The sequence below is a fragment of the Stenotrophomonas sp. STEN021 genome (assembly GCF_056760175.1).
Window position 1 is genome coordinate 23,352 of record NZ_JBRREH010000017.1, and the last position, 24,975, is coordinate 48,326.

Below are 24,975 nucleotides of genomic sequence, written 5' to 3' on the forward strand. Positions count from 1 at the left end.
CTGTGCGCCCGCGCTCCCCATTGCCGCCGTGGCGCTGATAGGCTACGGCGGCAACCATAGGAGCAGGCCATGAGCATTTCACGCACGGCGATTTTCAGCGGATTACTGGCTGCAGGTTCTTTCGCAGCGCAGGCGCAGGCGGCGCAGTTGGATACGCAGCTGCAGGCAGCGGCCACGGCCCAGCAACCGGCGGTGATCGAGACACTGCGCGAGCTGGTGACGGTGGAGTCGGGCTCCACCGATCATGAGGGTGTCGCCAAACTGATGGACTACCTGGACAAGCGACTGCGCGCCCTGGATGCCAAGGTCGAGCGGGTTGCTTCGGCCACCGGCGGCCCGGATCTGGTCCGCGGCAGCTTCACCGGCAACGGCAAGTTGAAGGTGATGCTGATCGCCCACGCCGATACCGTCTACGACCGCGGCATCCTTGAGAAGGAACCCTTCCACCAGAAGGGCAACCTGCTATACGGCCCGGGTATCGCTGATGACAAGGGCGGTATCGCAGTGATCCTGCATTCGCTGGCCCTGCTCAAGGCACGTGGTTGGAATGATTACGCGATGGTCACCGTGCTGTTCAACCCGGATGAGGAAATCGGTTCGCCGGGCTCGGGCGAAACCATCGCCAAGCTGGCGGACGAGCACGACGTGGTGCTGTCCTTCGAACCATCGCCGGCCAAGGCCGTGATCGAAAGCGAGGGCGTGCTGCTCAGTGCGGCCGGCACCTCGCAGGTGCGGATGACAGTGCAGGGCCTGTCCGCGCACGCGGGCGCGGCACCGGAGCAAGGCCGCAACGCATTGGTCGAACTGGCCCATCAGATCATCCAGACCAAGGATGTCGCCGCCGGGGTTCCGGGTGCGCAGCTCAACTGGACCACGGCCAATGCCGGCACGGCGCGCAACCAGATTCCGGAACGTGCGGAAGTCGGTGGCGATGCACGTGTCACTCAGGCCGACAGCAACGCCAATCTGCTGGCCGCGCTGCAGGCCAAGGTCAAGGAAAGCCACGCAGTACCGGACACCACCACCACGGTGACGCTGGAGCCACTGCGTCCGATCTACGTGGCCGGTGAGCGTGGCCGTGCGTTGGCGGATCTGGCGCAGCAGATCTACGCCGAACTCGATGGCCGCAAGCTGCTGATGCATCCCACCACCAACGGTGGCACCGATGCCGGCTTTGCCGGGCGCTCCGGCCATGCCGCGGTGCTGGAAGGCCTTGGGCTTGCAGGCTGGGGTTACCACGCCCGCAACGAGTACATCGAGATTGATTCGATCCCGCCACGTCTTTACCTGGCATCGCGGATGCTGATCGAGCTCGCCAAGCGCACTCCGCACTGAGTTGTTGGTGGATCAAGTGGCCTCATCCGGAGGCCACCGGTGCACCATGCTTGATGCGTGCGAAAGATCGAGTCGTGATCCAACAAACGTCGTGCGTCGCTTATTGAAGCATGCGCAGTTGCTGTCCTGCGGCTGTTGTGGACTCCATGCGAATGACCGAACTGACGCCTGTGCATGTGTGATGCACAGGCTCAGCGTGAGCCTACAGCTCAATGTGCGGCGGTGTAGATGTCCTGCAATACGGCTTTTTCGAGTTCCAGCTCGCTGAGCAGGTTCTTGACGATATCGCCGAGGCTGAGGATGCCGATCAGCTTGGAGTCTTCGGTCACCATCAGATGACGGTGGCGCGAGTATGTCATCAGCGCCATCGCCTGCTTCAGGCTTGCCTCCGGTGCGATGCTTTCCAGGCCAGTGGACGGCAGGCTGGAGATGACGCGGCGTCCCGCTTGTGGGCCGTCGTCGGCCACGCAGCGCACGATGTCCTTTTCGGAAATGATGCTCACCGGTGCGTCATCCTTCATTACCACCAGCGCGGCAATCCTGTGTGCGCTCATTTTGTGCGCGGCGGCGCCGATGGTGTCTTCCGCATCGATGGTGACGACGGTTTGTTTCTTGGACTGCAGGAGTTCGCGGACGTTCATTGATGTTTCCTGTTGCAGGTTACTCAAACGGAATAGTTCGCCTGGCTACTTGTGCCGGTAGCCGTGGTGCCGCGATGTCCTCGGCGCTTCGATTCTACGAGTCAGCCAGTGCCGATGTATTTGCGTAAATGAGACGGTTCGTCGCGGATTTACGGGTGATTCATTCCGTTCCGGTTTAGCCGTGAAGGTTGCGTATGACACTGTGCCCGCGCCGTTTTCCCGTGCTCGGCGTGACCTGCTTTTGCCTGTTGCTCCGGTGATGTGCCGGCGTTTGTTCAGCGATGCCAGCGCCGCGTTTGAACGCTGCCATGCCAGTGCGGGTCTGGTTGGAGCGGCGGCTTCAACGGGCGTGCCTGTGCCGGTCCACAACACTCCGGGCAAGAAGCCGGGAGGCGGGGCTCTACCGCCTCCCGGCGCGGACGTCATCGCGACGTTCGTGCAGTCCGATGGACTGCAGGACTCCGCGGTCGGGGGAGAGACCGGGAGGCATCTCTGCTGAAGGAGAGTCAGCAGGAGATTCGTTCTGCCTCACGCACAAGGGATGTCGCGTGCGCCAGGCGGTTGTTGTGCCTGTGTGTTGCAGTCATTGGGAAACAAACAGCGGAACGGGAACCTCCGAAAGCAGGGTCCGGGTTACGCCGCCAAACAAGGCTTCACTCAATTTGTGGCGGCTATAGGCGCCAAACACCACCATGTCGCTGTGCGCGGCCTTGGCATGCGCGACGATCACGTCCGCCACCGGGGTTCCCGCCGAGCCAACCTGTTGCAGATCGACTTTGACGTGGTGGCGGGCAAGATAGGCCGCCATGTCCGCGCCGGGTTCGTCGCCGTGCAATTCCGCCTTGCGCTCTGCATCGATGATCAGCAATGTGACTTCTTCGGCGTTGACGAGCATCGGCATCGCATCGGCGATGGCACGCCGTGATTGCCTGCTGCCGTTCCATGCGACCAGTATTTTCTTCCCGACCGGCTTGTCGCCCCAGTCGCGCGGCACGATCAGGATCGGGATGCCGGATTGCTGCAGGATCTGCGGCGCGGACCAGGTCAGTGGCGAAGCCGGGATGTTCGGGTGGCTGACCACCAGCAGATCGCAGTACAGCGCATGCAGTGAGGATTCGCTGCTGGACTCGGCATGCGAAATCACCCGCAGCTCGCCGCTCACCCCGTTTCGATTCAAGGCGTCGTTCAAGCTCTGCCCAAGTTGGAGCGCGCGTGCGGCCATCACCGATTGGTGGCGCACGATGACTTCATGCAGTGCCTCGCCCTTGGCAAACCCCGCCTGCAGGGTTGCCGGCTGCTGGGCCAGGGCGGTGATGCCGATCAGGTGCGAGGCGTGGCCGCCGGCCAGCCGGGTTGCGGTATCCAGGATCTGTTGGCCTGGTTCGCTGGCGTCGAACAGCACCGCAATGTCTTTCAGCAAGGTGGTCATGGGCGTGCTCCGTTGTGCTCGGCTCGGCGGCGGGGTGGCCATCCGGGCGTTCAACCAGAATTAGAATGATCGTTCTAGTTAGAATGATCGTACTACACAACCCGGCCGCGGTCATGCGCCAATCCGATCTGCACATCTCCAGGTTCACTTCATGAATGCGAGCAACAGCGCCGCGCTTGGTCAGGACAAAGGTGAGGCACGTCGCCAGCAGGTGCTGGACGCGGCCAGTGCCTGCTTCGGCCGCAATGGCTTCCATGGCACCAGCATCGCCAAGATCTCGAGAGCGGCAGGGATGAGTCCGGGACACATCTATCATTACTTCGAGAACAAGGAAGCCATCGTCGAGGCCATCGCCAAGCGCGAGGAGCAGAACATCGCCGAACTCGCCCGCAAGCTGCAGGAAGACGAGAGCGGTGGCAGCCTGGCAACGCGGGTGACGCGGCAGGTCGCAGATTCGGTGGACCGCTGCCTGGATCCCGCGCATCTGGAACTGCAGTTGGAGTTGGCCGCCGAAGCCGCACGTAATCCGGCCATCCAGCGCATCCTTCGGCAATCGGACAAGGTAGTGACCGGCGAATTCATGGCCTTGTCCAATCGGGTCGGCTTGCCAGAGGGGCTGGACGCGGCCGAGGTTGAGCTGCGGATGAACATGATCTCGGCAATCTTCAACGGCGTGATGGTGCGTGGCGCGGTGGGCGCGGATATCGACCGCAAGCAGGTCAGCCGTCTGGTCGAGAAGCTGGTGCGCTGTCTGCTGGATGACGCGGATTGAAGAGGGCTGGCGAGGTGCCCCGCCCGAGCACTGCCGGGAAACCCGGCATGGCAGCATCCGGATGCCGGCTATGTGCTGGCGCGGCAAGCTTGCTGATCGGGCAAGGCGATAGCACTTACCGCGATGACTGCCAGCGGATTTGACCCGCCCGCTTGGCAGGTGCAAGCTCGGGTACAGTGCTGCGCAACTCAGGAGTCCCGATCATGACTGCTGTCGGTTCGATGAGTACCCCGGGCGACAAGTCGCCGCCCTCACATTTGTGGCGTGTGTTCTGGCTGCAGGGGGTGATCCCCAGCAATCTGTTATGGGCCGCGGCGCTATGGGCGCTGATGCAAGGCAGGACCAGCCTGCTGCTCGGCCTGTTTGCCGTCTTGCTGCTCTACACCGGATGGATCATCCCCACGGTGTGGCGGGCCGCGCCCAGCGCGCACAACCCCAACTATGGTTTGGCCGCACGCGGCCTCACCGTGGCGTGGGGGCTGAACACCGTGCTGGTGATCTTCTTCCTGTTGCTGCAGCTTGCGACCTGAGCGGGGTGCCAGCTGGCAACGCTGCGTGCTGCCGGAACTGCGCGCTAGTAGAACTGCACCGGCGCGCCGTCGCGGTCAAACGCGGCGAAGCGGCTGATCTGACCATTGTTGACGGCATTGACCATCAGGCGCAGCGGCTGCGCGGCTTCATCACTGGAGGGAGCAATGCCGGCGCGGCCATCCAGCGAGGCGACGAATACCAGGTCCCAGGCCAAGCCGGTGTTGGCAGATTCGGCGGCCAGTGCAGCGAACGAAGCGATCTCCTGCGGGGCCTTGTCCACGCACAGCACCGGGCTCAGGGTGCCACCTTCACCGCTGTCATGGCGGGCATGTTGATCGGCGGTCGGGGATTCAGGCAGGTCGGCTTTGACGAACACGAACAACAGGCGTTGTGGCTCGGTCTGCTCCGAAGCGGCACGCAGTAGATCGTCGAAATCACTCAGCATCATGATTGTTTTCACAAGGAGGAAGCCATTGAGAAGCCATGCTGCCACAGCTGACCAGGGTCTGGCTGGGGTCTGAATTGATTTAAGTCATGCCATCGTCGCAATGCCCCGCGTAGGCTGGCAGCCTGTCAACAAAGGCGAGGGCATCCCGGCATGCCGGGCGAGCGTGCAAACGTGGAGTCAGAAGGTGAAACAGCCATGAGCCAACTCACCGACGGCTTCGGTCGCAGCTTTCCATACCTGCGTCTGTCGCTGACCGAGGCCTGCAACTTCCGTTGCAGCTACTGCCTGCCCGACGGTTATCAGGCCGATGGCCGGCCGCAGTTCATGGCGGTGGATGAGATCGAACGGCTGGTGCGCGGGTTTGCTGCGCTGGGCATGCACAAGATCCGCCTGACCGGCGGCGAGCCCAGCCTGCGCAAGGACCTGCCGCAGATCATCGCTACCGTGGCGCAGGTGCCGGGTATCCGCAAAGTGGCCATCACCACCAATGGCTGCCTGCTGCCGCGGCATCTGCCCGGCTGGCACCGCGCCGGGCTCACTGCGCTCAATGTCAGCATGGACAGCCTGCAGCGTGATCGCTTCCACGCCATCACCGGCCACGATCGGCTGCCCGAGATCATGGAAGGTCTCAACCTGGCGCAGGCCCTGGGCTTGCAGTCGATCAAGCTCAATGCGGTGTTGCTGCGCGGGCTCAACGATGACGAGCTGCCGGCATGGATGGAGTTCCTGCGCGAGCGCCCAATCAGTGTGCGTTTCATCGAACTGATGCGCACCGGCGACAACCGCGAGTACTACGAGCGCCATCACCTGCGCGCCGACGTGGTTATCGAACAGCTGCTGGCTGCCGGTTGGAGCGAGCGCAAGCGCGCTGCCGATGCCGGCCCGGCACGTGAGTTCAGCCACCCAGAGCATCGCGGCAGCATTGGCATCATTGCCCCGTATTCAAAGGATTTCTGCAAAGGCTGCAATCGCCTGCGGGTTACTGCGCGTGGCGATCTGCGCCTGTGCCTGTTCGGCGACTTCGGCGTGGCGCTGAGGCCGCTGCTGCAGTCCGACGAGGACCAGGATGCGCTGCTGGCGCGCATCACCACCCAGCTTGGGCTCAAGGCGGCCGGGCATGGACTGCACTTCGGCCAGACCGGGCTTACCCCGCACCTGGCCTCGATTGGAGGATGAAACAAGCAATGAGTGGGCAGATAAGTGCGGCATTCCATATGGCCGATGTACGCGACAAACGCATCACCCGCCGTCGCGCGGTGGCGGTGGGTGAACTGATCGCCGGGCCTGTTGCCTATCCATTGATCGTCGAGCGCCGCCTGCCCAAGGGTGATGCGCTGGTGATGGCTGAGATTGCCGGTCTGCAAGGCGCAAAGATGGCCTCGGCATTGATGCCGATGTGCCACCCGCTGCCGTTGGAGCTGGTGCGCGTGTACTGCGCGCCGGTGCCGGAGCGGCAGGCGATCCGGGTCTGGTGCGAGTGCGCCAGCGAAGCGCGTACCGGCGTCGAGATGGAAGCGCTGGCCGGCGTCAATGCCGCCCTGCTGACCTTGTACGACCTGAGCAAGCCGGTCGAGCCGGCACTGGAAATCAGTGCCATCCGCCTGCTGTTCAAGGAAGGCGGCAAGAGTGGCGTGTGGACACACCCGCAAGGCATGGATGCCGGCGAACTTGAACGTTTCCGCCCGCGCCCACCCAAGACCCTGGGGGCCGCGCGCTGTGCAGTGATCACCCTCAGCGATCGTGCCAGCCGCGGCGATTACGTCGACGAATCCGGACCGGTGTTGGTCAAGGGCCTGCAGGCCTTGGGCGGTGACGTGGTCAGCAATGAAGTATTGGCAGACGGCATCGAGCCCTTGGTCGCGCGCCTGCGCGCGCTGGCCGCCGACGGTGTGCGCCTCTGCCTGTGCACTGGCGGCACTGGCCTGGGCTCGCGTGATCTGACGCCCGAGGCCTTGCAGGCATTGGGTGGACGCCCGGTACCGGGACTGGCACAGATGCTGCGCGGGCTCAGTGCCCAGCACACACCGATGGCCTGGCTGAGCCGCGCAGAAGTCGTGCAACTGGACGATCTGCTGGTCATCGCCCTGCCAGGCAGCCCGCGCGCCGCCGCACAGTGCATGAACATCCTCACCCCCGTGCTCGGCCATGCGCTGGCAATGATGGACGGGGGCACGCACGCATGATCAGTTATGCGCAGGCGCTGCAGCAGTTGCTGGCGGCCGCACCGGCGGCGCGCAGTGAACAGGTTTCCATCGATGCGGCCGCCGAACGGATACTGGCCGCACCGGTAAACAGCGCGCAGGACCTGCCGCCGTTCGACAACGCTGCGATGGACGGCTTCGCGCTGTGCGCGAACGGGCAACCGGTGGCAGCGGGCAGCGTGCTGCGGGTGCAGGGTTGGCAGGCCGCAGGCGACACCGCCGCTGCAGACGGCGATTCCGCACAGGCCTGGGAAATCATGACTGGCGCACGCATGCCGTCGGGTCTGGACAGCGTGGTGCCGATCGAACAGGTCGAGGTGCTGGAGGCCGTGGAAGGCCGTCCCACCCGCGTGCGCCTGCAGGCAACGGTGAAGCCCGGCCAGCATGTACGACTGCGCGGCCAGGATGTAGAACAGGGCGAAACCGTGCTCGCTGCGGGTTCGGCCCTGGACGTCAATGCGATGACCTTGCTGCATGCACTCGGCGTTGCCACGGTGCAGGTACAACAACAGCCGCAGGTTGCGGTGATCAGCACCGGCAAGGAGTTGATCAGCGATGCGACCGCAGAGCTGCAGTCCGGGCAGATACGCGACAGCAATCGCCCGTTCCTGGTCAGCCGCCTGCGTGCTGCAGGTGCGGACGTGGTCTGGAACGGCGTGGTCAGTGATGACGTTGCCGCCTTTGATGCCGCTCTGGATTCAGCGCTGGCTGCGGGTGCGCGGGTAGTGCTGAGTACCGGCGCGGTATCGCAAGGCCGCTACGATTTCATTCCCGATGCGCTGCGTGCGCGCGGTGCCGAGATCATTTTCCACAAGGTCGCGATCCGTCCGGGCAAGCCGCTGCTGTTCGCGCGGCTGGCCGATGGCACGTTGTACTTCGGCCTGCCGGGTAACCCGATTTCTGCTGCGGTTGGCCTGCGTTTCTTCGTCGAGCCGGTGTTGCGAAAGATGCTTGGCCTCGCAGAAGAACATGTATTGCAGTTGCCACTGCAGGCCGACGTGCGGAAGCCGCCGGGCCTGCGCTTCCATGCACGCGCACGCGTGCAGGCAGATGCGAGCGGACAGTTGCGAGTGAGTGTGCTGGCCGGGCAGGAGTCCTTCCGCCTCAAGACCATGTTGCGCGCCAATGCGTGGGTGGTGCTGGAAGGTGACGATGATCTGGCCACCGCCGGCAGTCTGGTACGTGTACAGGGCTGGGGCCACCGCGAGCCGGTGCAGCTCAGCCCGCAGGAGATGTCATGAAAGAGATAGTGGTGCAGTTGTTTGGGGCGTTTTCGGAGCTGGACCCGCAGCGCGAGCTCAGTGTGCCGGTCGAAGGCGGGCAGGTCATCGACCTGCGCAGGGCGCTGCGCGCGCTGCTGCAACAGCGCTACCCGCAGTTCCGTGCCGGCCTGGTCGATTACTCGGCATTCGCCGACGAACAACGCGTATTGCGCGACAACGATGTGCTGCCCGGCGACGGGCGGGTGGCGATCCTGCCACCGGTAAGTGGAGGCTGAGATGAGCTTCGAAAGTGTATGGAAAGTGGTGGACCGTGCCGATGCGGCGATTGATCCTGCGGAAGGCATCGCCGCCGTGTCCGACCCGGGTTTCGGCGGCATCGATGTCTTCATCGGCAAGGTGCGTGACCTGAACCAGGGCCGGCCGGTGCTGGGCATCACCTACGACTTGTTCGAGCCGCTGGTATTGAATGAGTTCCAGCGGCAGATTGCCGAAATCACCGCCGACTTCGGCCCACGCATCAAACTGTATGTGGCACATGCCAAAGGCAGACTGGCAGTCGGTGATGTCGCCGTGGTGGTAGCCGCTGGCAGCCCGCACCGTGATGAGGCGTTCCGCGCCTGCCGGCAGTTGATCGAGGGGGTGAAGCACCGTTCGCCGATCTGGAAGCAGGAGCATTACCAGGACGGCGACAGCGAGTGGAGCGAGGGCTGCAGCCTGTGCCAACCCGACACCGAGCACGCGCACATCGACGGACATGTCCACGACCACTCGCATTGAGCCGGCGCCGGTGGCCGGCATCGTGCTGGCCGGCGGGCTGTCCAGCCGCATGGGCCAGGACAAGGCGCTGCTGCGGTGGCGTGGGCGCACGCTGCTCGAACACAGTTGTGCGCTGCTGAGTGCACTTGATGCCCATCCAGTAAAGGTGAGTGGAGACTATCCAGGCTTCGATTCGGTGCCCGATGCGGTGCCGCGCTGCGGCCCGCTGGGCGGCCTGCACAGCGTGGTGGAAACCCTGGATGACGGGCCTGCATGGGTAGTGCCGGTGGATATGCCCTTGTTGGATGTGACATTGCTGCGACAGCTGGCTGGGGCGGGAGCCGCGTCGTGTGCAACTTTTTGCGGGGAACCGGTGCCGATGTACTTGAACATCGACGGCACTTGTCGCAGTCTGCTGTATGAAATGGTCACGGGTACAGACGGGCCACGCTCGCTACGGATGTTCCAACGCCGCCTCGGTGGCCTGGAGCTGCCGCTGCCAGCCGGTGCCGAAGCCCGCCTTGTGAACTGCAATACCCCCCGCGAATGGGAGGAAGTTGCGTCATGAAAGTCCAGATCCAGTCGCAGTCGCTACGGCTGCGCATTGATGAAAGCGAGCTGGCACGCCTGCTCGCTGGCGAGGTGCTGGAGAACCAGACCTGGCTTGGCACGCCCGGAGCCCTGTCGCAGCGCTTGCAGCTGCACGACATGGCGGAGGCGCTGCTGGATGGCGATGCAACCACGTTGATGATCAAGCTGCCGCGCGAAGACGTGCTGGCGCTGCAGGCGCGTTTGCCATGCCGTGACGGCCTGGGTTTCATGCTGCCAACGCAGGCACTGCCGCCGCTGCAGCTTCAATTTGATGTGGATGTGCGTGACAGCGTGCGTCAACGCGGCGTGCAGCGCCGCAATCCGGCCGACGCCGTAAGCATCAGTTGATATTTGTCAGGTAGTCGGTGCGAGAGCGCCGTTGGATTGATCAAGATCAAGACTGCCCCAGGGGGCGCCGGGCCTAATGACGCCGTGGCGACTGGGCAAGCAACAGCACAGCAAGCCAGCGCCGTATCAAACAGCCTTGGAGCGATGCATGAGTGCCAGTCGCGATGTAGCAAAGCAGAGCAGTTCCGGTCCCGGTCGCGTCATCAACGATTGGAGGCCGGAGGATCCTGATTACTGGGAACGCACCGGCAAGAAGGTCGCCACCCGCAATCTGGTCATATCGATACCGTCACTGCTGCTGGCGTTCTCGGTATGGGTGCTGTTCTCGGCAGTGACCATCAGCCTGCCCAAGATCGGTTTCGCCTTCACCACCGATCAGCTGTTCTGGCTGGTGGCCCTGCCCAGCCTGTCCGGTGCCACGCTGCGCATCTTCTATTCCTTCGTCATCCCGATCTTCGGCGGCCGCCGCTGGACCGCGCTGTCGACCGCATCCTTGCTGCTGCCGACCTTGTGGCTGGGCTTTGCGGTGCAGAACCCGGCCACGCCGTATTGGGTGTTCGTGCTGATTGCCATCCTCTGTGGCTTCGGTGGCGCCAACTTCTCCTCGTCGATGTCCAACATCTCCTTCTTCTATCCCAAGCAACGCCAGGGCATGGCGCTGGGTTTGAATGCGGGTCTGGGCAACGTCGGCGTATCGGTATCGCAGGCCGTCGTTCCGCTGGTGATCAGCGTTGGCGTGTTCGGCGCCATGGGCGGAGCGCCGCAAGCGGTGGTGGATGGCGGTTCGCCGCTGTTCGTGCAGAACGCAGGCTTCATCTGGGTGCCGTTCATTGCGTTCTTCGCGATTGCCGCCTGGTTCGGCATGAATGACCTGACCAGCGCCCGCTCCTCGTTCTCCGAACAGGCAGTGATCTTCCGCCGCAAGCACAACTGGCTGATGTGCTGGTTGTACATCGGCACCTTTGGCTCCTACATCGGCTTTTCCGCCGGCTTCCCGATGCTGGTAAAGAGCCAGTTCCCGGATGTGAATCCGCTGGCCTATGCCTTCATCGGCCCGCTGCTGGGTGCGTTGATGCGTTCGGTGGGCGGCAGCATGGCCGATCGTTGGGGCGGTGCACGCCTGACCTTCTGGGTGTTCGCGTTGATGATCGCAGCGGTGTTCGGCGTGCTGCACTTCCTGCCGAGCAATGGCCAGGGCGGCAACTTCGTTGGCTTCCTGCTCTCGTTCATGGCCTTGTTCGTGCTCAGCGGCATCGGTAACGGCACCACCTTCCGGATGATCCCGGTGATCTTCCGCACCCTGCACGATCGCCTGTCGGCCAATGAAGGTGCCGAAGGCAAGAAGGCTGCTGCCCACCAGGCCAGCATCGAATCCGCCGCCGTTGTCGGCTTCTCCGGCGCCATCGGTGCCTATGGCGGTTTCTTCATCCCCAAGAGTTATGGCTCGTCCATCACCTTGACCGGCAGCCCGGATATGGCGCTGTACGGCTTCATTGCGTTCTACATCACCTGCCTGGTCGTGACCTGGTGGTGGTACTACCGGCGCGGGGCTGAAACCCCCTGCTGAGTTACACACGCACCGCAGCCAGATTCCACACATAGCCACGATGCAGCAGTTTGCGAACGGAGATTCACCATGAGCTATTTCCTTGATCGCTTGCAGTTCTTCAAGCGTGATCCACAACCCTTTGCCGATGGCCACGGGTTCAGCAAGAGCGAAGGGCGGGACTGGGAAAACAGTTATCGCGCCCGTTGGCAGTACGACAAGATCGTACGCTCCACCCACGGCGTGAACTGCACCGGCTCCTGCAGCTGGAAGATCTACGTCAAGAACGGCCTGGTCACCTGGGAAACCCAGCAGACCGACTACCCGCGCACACGCCCGGACCTGCCCAATCACGAACCGCGCGGTTGTCCGCGCGGTGCCAGCTATTCCTGGTACCTGTACAGCGCCAACCGGCTCAAGTACCCGCTGATCCGCGGCACCTTGTTGCGCATGTGGCGGCAGGCCCGCAAGACCCTGTCGCCGGTTGATGCCTGGGCCAGCATCGTGCAGGACCCGGCCAAGTCGCGTGAGTACAAGCGTCGCCGCGGCATGGGCGGTTTCGTGCGCCTGAACTGGGACGAGGCCAACGAGATCATCGCCGCCTCCAACCTCTACACCACCAAGGAATACGGCCCCGACCGCATCGTCGGTTTCTCGCCGATTCCGGCGATGTCGATGGTGTCCTACGCGGCCGGTGCGCGCTATCTGTCGCTGCTCGGTGGTGCCTGCCTGTCGTTCTACGACTGGTACTGCGATCTGCCGCCAGCCTCGCCGCAGGTATGGGGCGAGCAGACCGACGTGCCGGAATCGGCCGATTGGTACAACAGCCGCTACATCATCGCCTGGGGCTCGAACGTGCCGCAGACGCGTACGCCGGATGCGCACTTCTTCACCGAGGCGCGTTACAACGGCACCAAGACGGTGTCGATTTGCCCCGACTATTCCGAGCTGGCCAAGCTCACCGACCATTGGCTGCATCCCAAGCAGGGCACCGATGCCGCGTTGGCATTCGCCTTCGGCCATGTGATCCTGCGCGAGTTCCACGTCGACACGCCCTCGCAGTACTTCCAGGACTACTGCCGCCAATACTCGGACATGCCGATGCTGGTGCGCATCGAGCGCCGCGCCGATGGCCGGCTGGTGCCGGGCCACTTCCTGCGTGCCAGTGAGCTGGGTGGGCTGGGCGAGAGCAACAACCCGGAATGGAAGACGCTGGCGTTCGACGAGAACAGCGGCGACATCACCGTGCCGAATGGCTCGGTCGGTTTCCGCTGGGGCGAAAAGGGCAAGTGGAACATCGAAGAAAAAGCCAGCGATGGCCATGACACGCGCCTGCGCCTGAGCCTGGCCGATATCCACGACGGCATCGAGGCGGTGAGCTTCCCATACTTCGGTGGCATCGAGAGCGACGGCTGGACCGCCGCACCGGCCGAGGAAGTGCTGGAGCGCAATATCCCGCTGCGCCGCCTGCAACTGGCTGATGGTGGCGAAGCGCTGGTGGCCACGGTCTACGACCTGCTGCTTGCACAGTACGGTGTTGATCGCGGCTTCGGCGGCGGCAATGTTGCCAAGAGCTTCGATGACAATGTGCCGGGCACGCCGGCGTGGCAGGAACGCATCACCGGCGTGTCACGCGCCGAGGTGATCGAGATCGCCCGTGAGTTCGCCCGCACCGCCGACAAGACCCATGGTCGGAGCATGATCATCGTCGGCGCCGGCATGAACCACTGGTTCCACAACGACATGAACTACCGCGGCCTGATCAACATGCTGGTCATGTGCGGTTGTGTCGGCCAGACCGGTGGTGGCTGGGCGCATTACGTGGGCCAGGAAAAGCTGCGGCCGCAGACCGGCTGGCAGCCGCTGGCCTTTGGCCTGGATTGGAGCCGACCGCCGCGGCAGATGAACGGCACCTCGTTCTTCTACTTCAATACCGGGCAGTGGCGTTACGAGAAGCTGCAGGTCGACGAACTGCTGTCGCCGCTGGCCGATGCCTCCAAGTACAGCGGCAGCCTGGCCGATCTCAACCTGCGCGCAGTGCGCATGGGCTGGTTGCCGAGTGCACCGCAGCTGGACCGCAATCCGCTGCAGCTGGTGCGCGAGGCCGAACAGGCTGGCATCGCACCGGCCGATTACGCGTTGTCCAAGTTCAAGGACGGCTCACTGGACTTCGCCTTCGCCGATCCGGATGCCGCGCAGAACCACCCGCGCATGATGTTCATCTGGCGCTCCAACCTGCTCGGTTCCTCCGGCAAGGGCCACGAGTACATGCTGCGGCATCTGCTCGGTACCCGTCATGGCCTGCAGGGCAAGGACCTGGGCGAGATGGGCGCAGTCAAGCCCGAGGACGTGAGGTGGCGTGACGAGGCACCGGAAGGCAAGCTCGACCTGCTGGTGACGCTGGATTTCCGCATGTGCACCACCGCGCTGTACTCGGACATCGTGCTGCCGACTGCCACCTGGTACGAGAAGGACGACCTCAACACCTCGGACATGCATCCCTTCATCCACCCGCTGTCCAAGGCGGTGGACCCGGCCTGGGAATCGCGCAGCGACTGGGAAATCTTCAAGGGCGTCGCACGCACGCTCAGTGACATGGCGCCGGGCGTGCTCGGTGTCGAGAAGGACCTGGTGCTGGTACCGACCCTGCACGACACGCCCAACGAACTGGGCATGCCGTTCGGCGTCGCCAACTGGAAGAAGGGCCAATGCGAGGCCATCCCAGGCAAGACCATGCCGAGCATGGCGGTGGTCGAGCGCGACTATCCCAACCTCTACCGCAAGTTCACCTCGCTGGGCCCGTTGCTGGACAAGCTCGGCAACGGCGGCAAGGGCATGAGCTGGGATACCAAGCATGAGGTGGAATTCCTCGGCAAGCTCAACCATACCGTGCTGGACGAAGGCATCAGCCAGGGCCGGCCGGCGATTGATACCGCCATCGATGCCTGCGAAGTGATCCTGCACCTGGCACCGGAAACCAATGGCCATGTCGCGGTCAAGGCGTGGGAGTCGCTGGGCACGTTCACCGGCCGCGAGCATACGCATCTGGCGGTGGGCAAGGAACACGAGGCGATCCGCTTCCGTGACATCCAGGCGCAGCCGCGCAAGATCATTTCCTCGCCGATCTGGTCCGGGCTGGAAGACGACAACGTCAGCTACAACGCCGGCTACACCAATGTGCATGAGCTGATTCCGTGGCGCACCGTCACCGGCCGCCAGCAGTTCTACCAGGACCACGAGTGGATGATCGACTTCGGTGAGGCCTTCATGAGCTACCGGCCGCCGGTCAATACACGCACGGTGGAACCGCTGCTCAACAAGCGCCAGAACGGCAACAAGGAGATCGTGCTGAACTGGATCACCCCGCACCAGAAGTGGGGCATCCACAGCACCTACAGCGACAACCTGATCATGCAGACGCTGTCGCGTGGCGGCCCCATCGTCTGGTTGAGCGAGGACGACGCACGCAACGCCGGCATCGAGGACAACGACTGGATCGAGCTGTTCAACGTCAACGGCGCGATCGCCGCGCGTGCAGTGGTCAGCCAGCGGGTGATGCCGGGCATGGCGATGATGTACCACGCCCAGGAACGCATCATCAACGTGCCGGGTTCGGAGATCTCCGGCACCCGCGGCGGCATCCACAACTCGGTGACCCGCATCGTGCTCAAGCCCACCCACATGATCGGTGGCTACGCGCAGCTGGCTTGGGGTTTCAACTACTACGGTACCTGCGGTACCAACCGGGATGAGTTCGTGATCGTGCGCAAGATGGACAAGATCGATTGGCTGGATGGTGAAGAGTCGGTTGTCGCCGCACGGGAGGTGGTGTGATGAAAGTACGTGCCCAGATTGCGATGGTGTTGAACCTGGACAAGTGCATCGGCTGCCATACCTGCTCGATCACCTGCAAGAACGTGTGGACCTCGCGCGAAGGCGTGGAGTACGCCTGGTTCAACAACGTCGAGACCAAGCCCGGCATCGGGTATCCCAAGGAATGGGAAAACCAGGAAAAGTGGAACGGCGGCTGGGTGCGCAACGGCAGCGGCAAGCTGGTGCCGCGCGCCGGTGGCCGCTGGCGGATGCTGGCCAAGATCTTCTCCAACCCCGATCTGCCGCAGATCGACGACTACTACGAGCCGTTCGACTTCGATTACCAGCACCTGCATGACGCACCGGAGCTGAAGCACCAGCCGACCGCGCGTCCACGCTCGCTGCTGACCGGCCAGCGCATGGAGAAGATCGAGTGGGGCCCGAACTGGGAGGAAATCCTTGGTTCGGAGTTCTCCAAGCGTTCGCGCGATTACAACTTCGACAAGGTGCAGAAGGAGATCTACGGCGCCTTCGAGAAGACCTTCATGATGTACCTGCCGCGCCTGTGCGAGCACTGCCTCAACCCGGCCTGCGTCTCGGCCTGTCCTTCCGGCGCTATCTACAAGCGCGAGGAAGACGGCATCGTGCTGATCGACCAGGACAAGTGCCGTGGTTGGCGCATGTGCGTGTCGGCCTGCCCGTACAAGAAGATCTATTACAACTGGAAGAGCGGCAAGTCCGAGAAGTGCATCTTCTGCTACCCGCGCATCGAGATGGGCGAGCCCACCGTGTGCTCGGAAACCTGCGTGGGCCGTATCCGCTACCTCGGGGTGATGCTGTACGACGCCGACCGCATTGCTGAAGCCGCATCGGTGGCGGCGGAGAAGGACCTGTACCAGTCGCACCTGGACATCTTCCTTGATCCGTTCGACCCGGCGGTGATCGCCGCCGCGCGTGCCGAAGGCATCCCCGACAGCTGGCTGGAATCGGCCAAGCAGTCGCCGGTCTACAAGCTGGCCATCGACTGGAAGCTGGCGCTGCCGCTGCACCCGGAATATCGCACCTTGCCGATGGTCTGGTACGTGCCGCCGTTGTCGCCGATCCAGTCGGCGGCCGAGCGTGGCCACGTCGGCATGAGCGGCGAGCTGCCGGACATCGCCTCGCTGCGCATCCCGGTGCGTTACCTGGCCAATCTGCTGACGGCCGGTGATGAAGCGCCGGTTATCCGCGCCTTGGAACGGTTGATGGCGATGCGCGCCTGGCGCCGTGGCAAGAACGTGGACGGCGTGGAAGACATGCGCGTGCTCGAACAGGTTGGTTTGACTCCGGCGCAGGTGGAAGAGATGTACCGCTACCTGGCCATTGCCAACTACGAGGACCGCTTCGTCATTCCGAGTGCGCACCGTGAGTACGCCAATGACGCCTTCGGCGAACGCGGCGGCTGCGGCTTCACCTTCGGCAATGGCTGCAACGGCGACAGCCCGGCGGATCTGTTCACCCAGCGCAAGAGCACCACCTTCGCGGTGCATCCCAACCGCCAGCATCGGCATGAGGTGGTGAAATGAGTGTGCTCAAGCTGATCGGCGTATTGCTGGACTACCCGCGCGACGAGCTTTGGCAGCATGGCGAGGAGCTGCTTGAGGCCTGCGACGATCCGGCGCTGTCGCCGGCCCGTCGCAGGCAGTTGCAGGCCTTCGTCCGTGACCTGCTTGCAACGGACCCGCTGGACGCGCAGGACCGCTGGCTGGCCACCTTCGACCGTGGCCGCTCGATGAGCCTGCTGGTGTTCGAACACATCCACGGCGAGTCGCGTGATCGTGGCCAGGCCATGGTCGACCTGATCGACGCCTATCGCAAGAACGGTTTCGAGCTGGATGCGCGGGAGCTGCCGGACTATCTGCCGCTGTTGCTGGAATACCTCTCGCACCGGCCGCAGGCCGAGGCCAAGGACTGGCTGCACCACATCGGCCACATCGCCGGCATGCTCGCCGCGCGTGCCGCCGAGCGGCAGCTGCCGCATGCGGTGCTGCTGGAGATCCTGGTCGAGGCGGGCGAGGGCAAGGTCAACCTGGCCGTGCTGCGGCAGCGGGCCAGCGAAGAAGTGCGCGACGACACCGTCGAAGCCATGGACCGCCTGTGGGAAGAGGAAGCGGTGCGCTTTGGCGCCGATGCACCTTCGCAGGATTGCGATCCACCCCATCGTTCACCGGCACGCGCGCAGCCGCGGGAGATCCAGCCATGAATTACCTCAATCAGTTCGCCTTCCAGTTCTATCCCTACATCGCGGTGGCGGTGCTGTTGATCGGCAGCTGGGCGCGCTATGACAAGGCCATGTACAGCTGGCGCACCGGCTCCACCCAGTTGTTGTCCGACCGTGGCATGCGCTTTGGCAGCAACTGCTTCCACATCGGCATCATCGCCATCCTCGGCGGCCACTTCGTCGGCCTGCTGACCCCGCATGCGCTGTACGAGCCCTTCATTACTTCCTCGCAGAAGCAGTTGCTGGCGATGGTGGTTGGCGGCTTCTTCGGCGCGCTGTGCTTCGTCGGCATCACCATCCTGCTGGTGCGTCGCCTGACCAATGCGCGGGTACGTGCGATCGGCAGCTTCGGTGACACGCTGGTGCTGGTGCTGCTGTTCGCCCAGCTCTGCCTTGGCCTGTACAGCATAAAGGTCTCCGCCGGCCATCTCGATGGCGGGGTGATGGTGATGCTGGCCGAGTGGGCGCAGCACATTGTCACCTTCCGTGCCGGCGCTGCCGACTACGTCGAAGGCGTGCATTGGGTCTACAAGACGCACATCTTCCTCGGCCTGACGCTGGTGCTGATCGCCCCGTTCACCCGTCTGGTGCATGTGTGGAGCGTGCCGATCAGCTACCTGTGGCGCCCGTACCAGGTGGTGCGTCGCCGCCAAGCCACGCTGCGCTACGGTCCGCGGGAGTAAGTCATGGGCAGCCTGCCACGCATTCTTCCAATCACCGTCATCGACTCGCAGACACCGGTGCCGGCCGAGGCCGGCCACCATCACGACGCCGATGATGGTCCGCGTAGTCTGGGCCAACCGGCACCGTGCAGTCTGTACGTGCAGGACACGCCGATCAGCGAGGCTGACATCGCCCGCGAGATGCAATACCACCGGGCGATGCGCCCGGAGCAGTCACGTGCCGATGCGGCGCGTGCGCTGGTGGTACGCGAGCTGCTGCGGCTGGAAGCCGAGCGGCTTGGCCTGGCCGACGCCCCCGGCGTTGGCCAGGAGACCAGCGAGGAAGCACGCATCCAGCAACTGATCGAACAGACGCTGGTAGACCGGGTGCCAAGTGAGGACGACTGCCAGCGCTACTTCGCGCAGAACCCCGAGCGCTTCCGCTCACCGGACCGCATCCGTGTACGCCACATCCTGCTGGCGGCACCGGCCGACGATATCGCCGGCCGGCTGAAAGCCCGCACCCAGGCCGAAAAGTTGATCGCCGAGCTGTTGGAGCAGCCGCATCTGTTCGCCGATCTGGCTGCGCGTCACTCGCAATGCCCGTCCAGCAGCGAGGGCGGCGATCTGGGCTGGCTGCAACGCGGCCAGACCACGCCGGAATTCGATCGCCAGGTATTCCGCCTGCGGCAAGGCCTGGCGGGTTTTCCGGTGGAATCGCGCTGGGGCTACCACGTGGTCAGCGTTGACGTGTTGGAAGCCGGCGTAGCGCTGAGCTTCGAGCAGGTGCAGCCGCAGATCAGCGATTACCTTGAATTGCAGGTGCGCCAGCGTGACGTGCAGCAGTTCCTGCTGGAGCTGCGCGAACGCTACCCGGTACGCGGGCTGGAAGACATCGAAGCACAAGCTGAGTAAGACGTAATCCCCCAGGAGCGGCAATGAGCCAGAATCTACAGAACATCAGCAGCGGCGAACAACAACGTGCGCTATGGCTGAGCACCTTCGCCTTCACCGTGTGTTTCGCGGTGTGGATGATCTTCGCCATCATCGGCATCCAGATCAGCGAACAGCTGGGTCTGAATGACACCCAGTTCGGTCTGCTGATCGCCACCCCGGTACTGACCGGCTCGGTGATCCGCGTCTTCCTCGGCATCTGGTCCGATCAGTTCGGCGGGCGCAAGGTGATGACCCTGGTGATGCTGTGTGGTGCGGTGGCGACCTGGCTGCTGACTTATGCGCAGACCTATCCGCAGTTCCTGCTGGCGGCCTTGTTCGTCGGCATCGCCGGCGGCAATTTCTCGGTCGGCGTCACCTATGTGTCCAAGTGGTTCCCGCCGGAGAAGCAGGGCACCGCGTTGGGCATCTTCGGAGCTGGCAACATCGGCTCGGCGGTGACCAAGCTGCTGGCGCCGCTGGTGATGGTGGCCTCGGGCTGGATGATGGTGGCCAAGCTGTGGGCCGTCGGCCTGGCGGTCACCGCCATCCTGTTCTATCTGTTCAGCAAGGAAGATCCCTCGCTGGAAGACCGCCGCCGCAGCGGCGTCAAGCCGATGTCCTTCGCCGAACAGATGGCGCCGCTGAAGAACCTGCAGGTGTGGCGTTTCTCGCTGTATTACTTCTTCGTGTTCGGCGGCTTCGTCGCGCTGGCACTGTGGCTGCCGCATTATCTGGTCGGCGCCTATGGCATGGACGTGGGCACGGCCGGCGTGTTGGCGGCGTGTTACTCGATCCCGGCCAGCCTGTTCCGGGTGGTGGGCGGCTGGATGTCAGACCGCATCGGTGCACGTCGGGTGATGTACTGGACGCTGGGCGTATCGGTGATCTGCACCTTCATCCTCGCCTACCCGGATACCCGCTACATCGTGCAGGGCATACACGGCGAGATCAGCTTCCATCTGGCGATCAGCGTGACCCTGTTCACTGTGCTGGTGTTCGTGCTCGGCTTTTTCATGTCGCTGGGCAAGGCCGCGGTCTACAAGCACATCCCGGTCTATTACCCGCAGCATGTGGGCTCGGTGGGTGGCGTGGTCGGCATGATTGGCGGCCTTGGCGGCTTCATCCTGCCCATCGTGTTCGGCGCGCTCAATGATGCGCTGGGCATCTGGAGCAGCTGCTTCATGCTGCTGTTCGTGCTGGTCAGCATCTCCCTGGCCTGGATGCACTTCGCCATCCGGCGGATGGAGCGTCGCAACTTCCCGCAGCTCGATCGCGAGACCGATCTGCCCGAAGCCATTGATGCCGGAGCAGCGGAGAAACAGCGCCGCGCTTGATCCAGATCAGTGAAAACCGGCGGTCGCTACGCGAGGATGCTTGCATGTCAGTAGAGACCGCCGGGATGGATGACGCCACATTGCATGTTGCACTGCTGCAGCAACCCGCGCACGTGTTGTTCCCGGCGCCGGCGGAGCTGAGCCCGGGCTTCGCCGAAGCCGGCTGGCGTGCAGCCATGCAGGCCAGCAACGAGCATCTGATTCCACGTGCGCTGACCTTGGGCTTCTGTGCGCCGCCGCATGACCTGGAGCGCGCCGAGAACGTCCTCGATGCGCTGCTGGTATGCCTGCGCCTGCACGCCGACATGCTGGCCAGCGACCGCGAAGTGGCGGCGATGGTGCTGCAGCCGGGCATCGTCGAGCATCTGCCGCCCGCCCTGCTGGGCCGCCTGTTGGACGCGGTGCCGGAGCAGCTGTGCACCATCGCCCGGCCGCAGGTCGAGGTGCGCCTGGATGCGGCCAGCGATGTCGCACCGGCGTCCTTGCGTGAGGTCGGCTGTACCCGGATGACGGTGATCGACCACGCCGGTGTCGACGGGCCGGCAATGTTGGCGCACGCCCAGCAGGCCGGGTTCACCGCCTGCTATTACCAGCTGCGTGTGCCCTGCTACGCCGATGTGTCGTTCCTGCAGCGGCTGCAGCGGGTAGTGGAGCTGGCACCCGAGCGTATCGTCCTGCCGTCGCCAGCCCTGCTGCCCGAGTACCCATTGCCGACGGACTGGCTGCAGGCATGGCGGCTGCTGCGTGCAGGCGGCTACCTGCCGCTGGGCGGCGACCACTACCAGCGGCCGGACCTGCCAATGCCGCTGCGCAACGGCGACGGCCAGCGTCATTGCGACCTGCTCGGAGTGCCGCGGCGCGAGCGCCATGACCTGCTCGGCATAGGCGTGGGCGCCTGCAGCCAGATCGGTGATGTCATCTGCCGCATCGAGCCCGAGCCGAGCCATTGGCGCGCCTGTCTGGTGGTTGGCCAGCCGGGCATATCGTCCGGGCTTATTCTTTCAGAGCATGAACGCATGACCGACGAGGTGGTGCAGAGCCTGGCCTGCGACCACGCATTGGACATGCGCGCCTTCGAATGGCGCAACGCACAGCCGTTCGACGCCTGTTTCGAGCACGCCTGGAGCCGCGTCGCCATGTTCATCGAGCGCGGCTGGCTGCGCCGCGACGGTGACATGCTGTTGATCCAGAACGAAGGTGAGCTGCTGTGGCGTATGATCGCAGCGTGCTTCCGCCCCTTGGCCGCTGTTGCTTGAAAACGGAATGACGTCACCTACACCCCCACCGCGCGGCCCCTTGGGCACTGCGACGCCGAATCCAGCCGCTGCCGACGACGGTGACGCGCTGCATTTCTGCACGACCTGTGCGTTTTCCGATGCCTGCAGCTCGCAGGGCTATGACAAGACCGCGCTGAACGAGCTGCATGTGATGGTCGATCACGTTGGGCCCTACCATGCGGGCGATTACATCTTCCGTGCGGGCGAGCCCTTCGATTCCATCGCTGCAGTGCGCGCTGGCATGGTCAAGACCTTCGTCGACGACAGCCTGGGCAACGAGCAGGTGCTGGGCTTCGCCTTGCCCGGCGAAGTGATCGGCTTGAACGCCATCCACGGCTCGCGTTATCCCTGCAATGCGGTGGCGTTGGATACCGTGCATCTGTGCCGTATCTCGTTTCCGCGTATCAGCATGTTGGCCAGCCGCATGCCCGGCCTGCAGGCCAAGCTGTTCAGCCTGCTCAGTGCCGAGATCGGCAAGGCGGCGCTGCTGGCCGCCAATTACCGTACCGAGGAACGCATGGCCGCGTTCCTGCTGGATATCTCCAGCCGCTATGCGCGGCGAGGATTTTCGGCGCACCGCTTCAACCTGACCATGACCCGCACCGAGATCGCCAACTACCTGCGCATGGCACCGGAAACCGCCAGCCGGGTACTGCGCCGGTTGAGTGACGAGGAAGTCATCGCGGTGAAGCAGCGCGAGATCATCCTGCTGCAACCGGAGCGTCTGGCGCTGATGGCGGCCACCGATGACGCAAGCGAATGATGCCCAACCGAGGATGCATGCATGAACAAGCTGTGGGCGTTGTTGTTGCTGGCCGCCACGCTGCCGGCAAGCGCGGCTGAACTGACGGTCTCCGCTGCTTCCAGCCTGACTGAAAGCTTTCGCGAGATTTCCGCTGCGTATGAGAAGGCCAACCCGGGCACGAAGGTTGATCTGAACTTTGCCGCGTCCGGGACGCTGCTGCAGCAGATCGCGCGCGGTGCGCCGGTCGATGTGCTGGCCTCGGCCGACCAGGCCACGATGGCGCAGGCCAACACCGAAGGTCTGATTGATCCAACGACACAGCATGTATTCGCACAGAACAGCCTGTGGGTGGTGGTGCCGCCGCAGGCCAGCAACAAACCGAGCACGTTGGCGGCACTGGCCAAGGCTGATGTGAAGCGCGTTGCCATTGGCAACCCCGACAGCGTGCCGGTGGGTCGCTATGCACGCGGCGCGCTGCAGCAGGCCGGTTTGTGGCCGGCGGTGCAGGCCAAGATGATCAGCACCCAGAATGTGCGCCAGTCACTGGACTACGTGGCGCGCGGAGAAGTGGACGCAGGCTTCGTCTACGCCACCGACGCGCAGGCGATGAGCGAGCGCGTGCAGCGTGCCTTCCAGGTGCCGGTTGCCGGTGATATCGCGTATCCGCTGGCAATGGTGAAGACCAGTCGCAATGCCGCCGAAGCCAAGCGCTTCATCGCCTTCGTGCGCTCGGCGCCGGGCCAGGCCATCCTGCACAGGCACGGCTTCGGTAGCCCTTGATGGTGGATCTGGACTGGAGCGCGCTGTGGTTGTCGCTGAAGGTGGCCGGCTGGGCGACCGCGATCAACCTCGTGCTCGGTGTCGGATTTGGTGCCTTGTTGGCGCGGCGGCGCTTTCCCGGCCGTGAGTTGCTGGACACCATATTCACCTTGCCGATGGTGCTGCCGCCGACGGTGCTGGGCTATTACCTGCTGGTGGTGATCGGCAGCAAGGGCCCGCTTGGCGCATGGCTGGAGAGCAGCTTCGGCATCAATCTTGTGTTTACCTGGCAGGCAGCGGTGATCGCTGCCGCAGTCGCGTCGTTTCCGCTGGTGTTCAAACCGGCACGTGCGGCATTTGAAGACGTTGATGGGCAGCTGGAACAGGCTGCGCGCACCTTGGGTGTGTCGGAGCTGGCGCTGTTCTTCCGTGTGACCTTGCCGCTGGCATGGCGCGGCATTCTTGCCGGCCTGCTGCTGGCATTTGCCCGCGCGATGGGCGAGTTCGGCGCCACCATCATGGTCGCCGGCAGTATTCCCGGCCGCACCCAGACCTTGTCCATCGCCATCTACGAGGCGGTACAGGCCGGCAACGACGGTCGTGCCAATGCTTTGGTGCTGCTGTCCTCGCTGGTCTGCATCAGCGTGCTGCTGCTTGCCGCACGCTTGGTGGGGCGGCGACAGGAGGGGGCACGCAATGTGGCTTGAACTGGATATCCGTCGCCAGCTGCAGGCAGCAGGCCAGCAGTTCCAATTGCATGCGGCGCTGCGCTGCACGCAGCCCAATGTTGTGTTGTTCGGCCCATCCGGCGCCGGCAAGAGTTTGACCTTGAAGGCGGTGGCCGGGCTGTTGCGGCCAGATGCCGGTGTGATCCGCATGCACGGACAGGCGCTGTTCGACGCTGCGGCAGGCATCAACCTGTCACCGCAGCGCCGCCGTATCGGCTATGTGTTCCAGGACTACGCCTTGTTCCCGCACCTGACGGTGCGGCAGAACGTCGGCTTCGGCCTGCAGCAAGGTCTGTTGAACCCACCGCGTGGTCGCCGCATCGATGCGGTGGAGCAGTGGCTGCAGGCGTTCCGTATCGATCACCTCGGTGACCTGCTGCCGTCGCAGATCTCCGGCGGCCAGCGTCAGCGCACCGCCTTGGCGCGGGCGTTGGTAACCAAGCCGCAGGCGCTGCTGCTGGATGAGCCATTCGCAGCCCTCGACCACGCCTTGCGTGCGCATCTGCGGCAGGAGCTCGAGACCGTGCTGGACCAGACCGGCATCCCGCTGCTGCTGATCAGCCATGATCCCGAAGATGTGGATATGTTCGGCCAGCAGGTCGTGCATCTGGCTGACGGTCGTGTACAGGTCTGAGCGCAG

The 24,975-nt window shown here is 64.0% G+C and carries 25 protein-coding genes; 22 read left to right on the top strand and 3 right to left on the bottom strand.

Going from position 1 to position 24,975, the window contains the following annotated elements; genetic code table 11:
• Window positions 1-69 precede the first annotated feature (69 nt).
• Window positions 70-1,335 carry a glutamate carboxypeptidase gene (locus ACVOL0_RS05470; protein WP_481548229.1) on the top strand — a complete coding sequence of 422 codons (1,266 nt, stop codon included), beginning with the start codon at window positions 70-72 and terminating at the stop codon, window positions 1,333-1,335.
• 209 nt (window positions 1,336-1,544) lie between these two features.
• Here ACVOL0_RS05470 and ACVOL0_RS05475 read toward each other — a convergent pair whose 3' ends face one another.
• Window positions 1,545-1,976 carry a CBS domain-containing protein gene (locus ACVOL0_RS05475; protein WP_481548230.1) on the bottom strand — a complete coding sequence of 144 codons (432 nt, stop codon included), beginning with the start codon at window positions 1,974-1,976 and terminating at the stop codon, window positions 1,545-1,547.
• Window positions 1,977-2,559: 583 nt separating this feature from the next.
• Window positions 2,560-3,405 carry a universal stress protein gene (locus ACVOL0_RS05480; protein WP_481548231.1) on the bottom strand — a complete coding sequence of 282 codons (846 nt, stop codon included), beginning with the start codon at window positions 3,403-3,405 and terminating at the stop codon, window positions 2,560-2,562.
• A gap of 151 nt (window positions 3,406-3,556) precedes the next feature.
• Here ACVOL0_RS05480 and ACVOL0_RS05485 point away from each other — a divergent pair, with 151 nt between their 5' ends.
• Complete coding sequence (locus tag ACVOL0_RS05485; RefSeq protein WP_481548232.1) at window positions 3,557-4,177, top strand: TetR/AcrR family transcriptional regulator; 621 nt, start codon at window positions 3,557-3,559, stop codon at window positions 4,175-4,177.
• A gap of 203 nt (window positions 4,178-4,380) precedes the next feature.
• Window positions 4,381-4,707 (top strand): hypothetical protein, encoded by a 327-nt coding sequence (locus ACVOL0_RS05490; protein WP_282269085.1) that lies wholly within the window; start codon window positions 4,381-4,383, stop codon window positions 4,705-4,707.
• Between the two features lie 44 nt (window positions 4,708-4,751).
• Here ACVOL0_RS05490 and ACVOL0_RS05495 read toward each other — a convergent pair whose 3' ends face one another.
• Window positions 4,752-5,156: a ribonucleotide reductase subunit alpha gene (locus ACVOL0_RS05495; protein ID WP_481548233.1), complete on the bottom strand. Its 405-nt coding sequence runs from the start codon at window positions 5,154-5,156 to the stop codon at window positions 4,752-4,754.
• 195 nt (window positions 5,157-5,351) lie between these two features.
• Between ACVOL0_RS05495 and moaA the strand changes: the two genes are divergently transcribed.
• From moaA to ACVOL0_RS05590, 19 genes are all read left to right on the top strand, one after another.
• A complete protein-coding gene (gene moaA, locus ACVOL0_RS05500) occupies window positions 5,352-6,332 on the top strand; it encodes a GTP 3',8-cyclase MoaA (RefSeq protein ID WP_481548234.1) in 981 nt (326 codons plus the stop codon).
• An 8-nt stretch (window positions 6,333-6,340) separates the two neighbouring features.
• Window positions 6,341-7,339 carry a bifunctional molybdenum cofactor biosynthesis protein MoaC/MoaB gene (gene moaCB, locus ACVOL0_RS05505; RefSeq protein ID WP_481548235.1) on the top strand — a complete coding sequence of 333 codons (999 nt, stop codon included), beginning with the start codon at window positions 6,341-6,343 and terminating at the stop codon, window positions 7,337-7,339.
• Entirely contained in the window at window positions 7,336-8,598 is a 1,263-nt protein-coding gene (locus ACVOL0_RS05510; RefSeq protein WP_481548236.1) for a molybdopterin molybdotransferase MoeA, read from the top strand. Before moaCB ends, ACVOL0_RS05510 begins: the two co-directional genes overlap by 4 nt.
• Window positions 8,595-8,855 (top strand): MoaD/ThiS family protein, encoded by a 261-nt coding sequence (locus tag ACVOL0_RS05515; protein WP_481544649.1) that lies wholly within the window; start codon window positions 8,595-8,597, stop codon window positions 8,853-8,855. Before ACVOL0_RS05510 ends, ACVOL0_RS05515 begins: the two co-directional genes overlap by 4 nt.
• 1 nt (window position 8,856) lies before the next feature.
• Window positions 8,857-9,357: a molybdenum cofactor biosynthesis protein MoaE gene (locus ACVOL0_RS05520; RefSeq protein ID WP_313494060.1), complete on the top strand. Its 501-nt coding sequence runs from the start codon at window positions 8,857-8,859 to the stop codon at window positions 9,355-9,357.
• Entirely contained in the window at window positions 9,335-9,904 is a 570-nt protein-coding gene (gene mobA / locus ACVOL0_RS05525; RefSeq protein ID WP_481548237.1) for a molybdenum cofactor guanylyltransferase, read from the top strand. The genes ACVOL0_RS05520 and mobA overlap by 23 nt, the downstream gene beginning before the upstream one ends.
• Window positions 9,901-10,275, top strand: coding sequence for a DUF7009 family protein (locus ACVOL0_RS05530; protein WP_481544652.1), 375 nt, complete (start codon window positions 9,901-9,903; stop codon window positions 10,273-10,275). Before mobA ends, ACVOL0_RS05530 begins: the two co-directional genes overlap by 4 nt.
• Before the next feature lie 148 nt (window positions 10,276-10,423).
• Window positions 10,424-11,842: a NarK family nitrate/nitrite MFS transporter gene (locus tag ACVOL0_RS05535; RefSeq protein ID WP_481548238.1), complete on the top strand. Its 1,419-nt coding sequence runs from the start codon at window positions 10,424-10,426 to the stop codon at window positions 11,840-11,842.
• A gap of 69 nt (window positions 11,843-11,911) precedes the next feature.
• Window positions 11,912-15,655: a nitrate reductase subunit alpha gene (locus ACVOL0_RS05540; protein WP_481548239.1), complete on the top strand. Its 3,744-nt coding sequence runs from the start codon at window positions 11,912-11,914 to the stop codon at window positions 15,653-15,655.
• On the top strand, window positions 15,655-17,199 hold the full coding sequence (gene narH / locus ACVOL0_RS05545) for a nitrate reductase subunit beta (protein WP_481548240.1): 1,545 nt from the start codon (window positions 15,655-15,657) through the stop codon (window positions 17,197-17,199). The genes ACVOL0_RS05540 and narH overlap by 1 nt, the downstream gene beginning before the upstream one ends.
• Complete coding sequence (gene narJ, locus ACVOL0_RS05550) at window positions 17,196-17,876, top strand: nitrate reductase molybdenum cofactor assembly chaperone (protein ID WP_481548241.1); 681 nt, start codon at window positions 17,196-17,198, stop codon at window positions 17,874-17,876. Before narH ends, narJ begins: the two co-directional genes overlap by 4 nt.
• The gene (gene narI, locus ACVOL0_RS05555) at window positions 17,873-18,577 is read left to right on the top strand and encodes a respiratory nitrate reductase subunit gamma (protein WP_481548242.1); all 705 of its coding nucleotides are present in this window, start codon (window positions 17,873-17,875) and stop codon (window positions 18,575-18,577) included. Before narJ ends, narI begins: the two co-directional genes overlap by 4 nt.
• A 3-nt stretch (window positions 18,578-18,580) precedes the next feature.
• Window positions 18,581-19,471 (top strand): peptidylprolyl isomerase, encoded by an 891-nt coding sequence (locus tag ACVOL0_RS05560; RefSeq protein WP_481544658.1) that lies wholly within the window; start codon window positions 18,581-18,583, stop codon window positions 19,469-19,471.
• Between the two features lie 23 nt (window positions 19,472-19,494).
• Complete coding sequence (locus tag ACVOL0_RS05565; protein WP_481544659.1) at window positions 19,495-20,826, top strand: MFS transporter; 1,332 nt, start codon at window positions 19,495-19,497, stop codon at window positions 20,824-20,826.
• A gap of 44 nt (window positions 20,827-20,870) precedes the next feature.
• Window positions 20,871-22,082, top strand: a complete 1,212-nt coding sequence (locus tag ACVOL0_RS05570) for an oxygen-independent coproporphyrinogen III oxidase (protein ID WP_481548243.1) — start codon at window positions 20,871-20,873, stop codon at window positions 22,080-22,082.
• 7 nt (window positions 22,083-22,089) lie between these two features.
• Window positions 22,090-22,866, top strand: coding sequence for a helix-turn-helix domain-containing protein (locus ACVOL0_RS05575; RefSeq protein WP_481548244.1), 777 nt, complete (start codon window positions 22,090-22,092; stop codon window positions 22,864-22,866).
• 21 nt (window positions 22,867-22,887) lie between these two features.
• Window positions 22,888-23,628, top strand: coding sequence for a molybdate ABC transporter substrate-binding protein (modA, locus tag ACVOL0_RS05580; protein ID WP_481548245.1), 741 nt, complete (start codon window positions 22,888-22,890; stop codon window positions 23,626-23,628).
• 2 nt (window positions 23,629-23,630) lie between these two features.
• Window positions 23,631-24,314 carry a molybdate ABC transporter permease subunit gene (gene modB / locus ACVOL0_RS05585; protein ID WP_481548255.1) on the top strand — a complete coding sequence of 228 codons (684 nt, stop codon included), beginning with the start codon at window positions 23,631-23,633 and terminating at the stop codon, window positions 24,312-24,314.
• Window positions 24,304-24,969 carry a sulfate/molybdate ABC transporter ATP-binding protein gene (locus tag ACVOL0_RS05590; RefSeq protein WP_481544662.1) on the top strand — a complete coding sequence of 222 codons (666 nt, stop codon included), beginning with the start codon at window positions 24,304-24,306 and terminating at the stop codon, window positions 24,967-24,969. The genes modB and ACVOL0_RS05590 overlap by 11 nt, the downstream gene beginning before the upstream one ends.
• Window positions 24,970-24,975 lie beyond the last annotated feature (6 nt).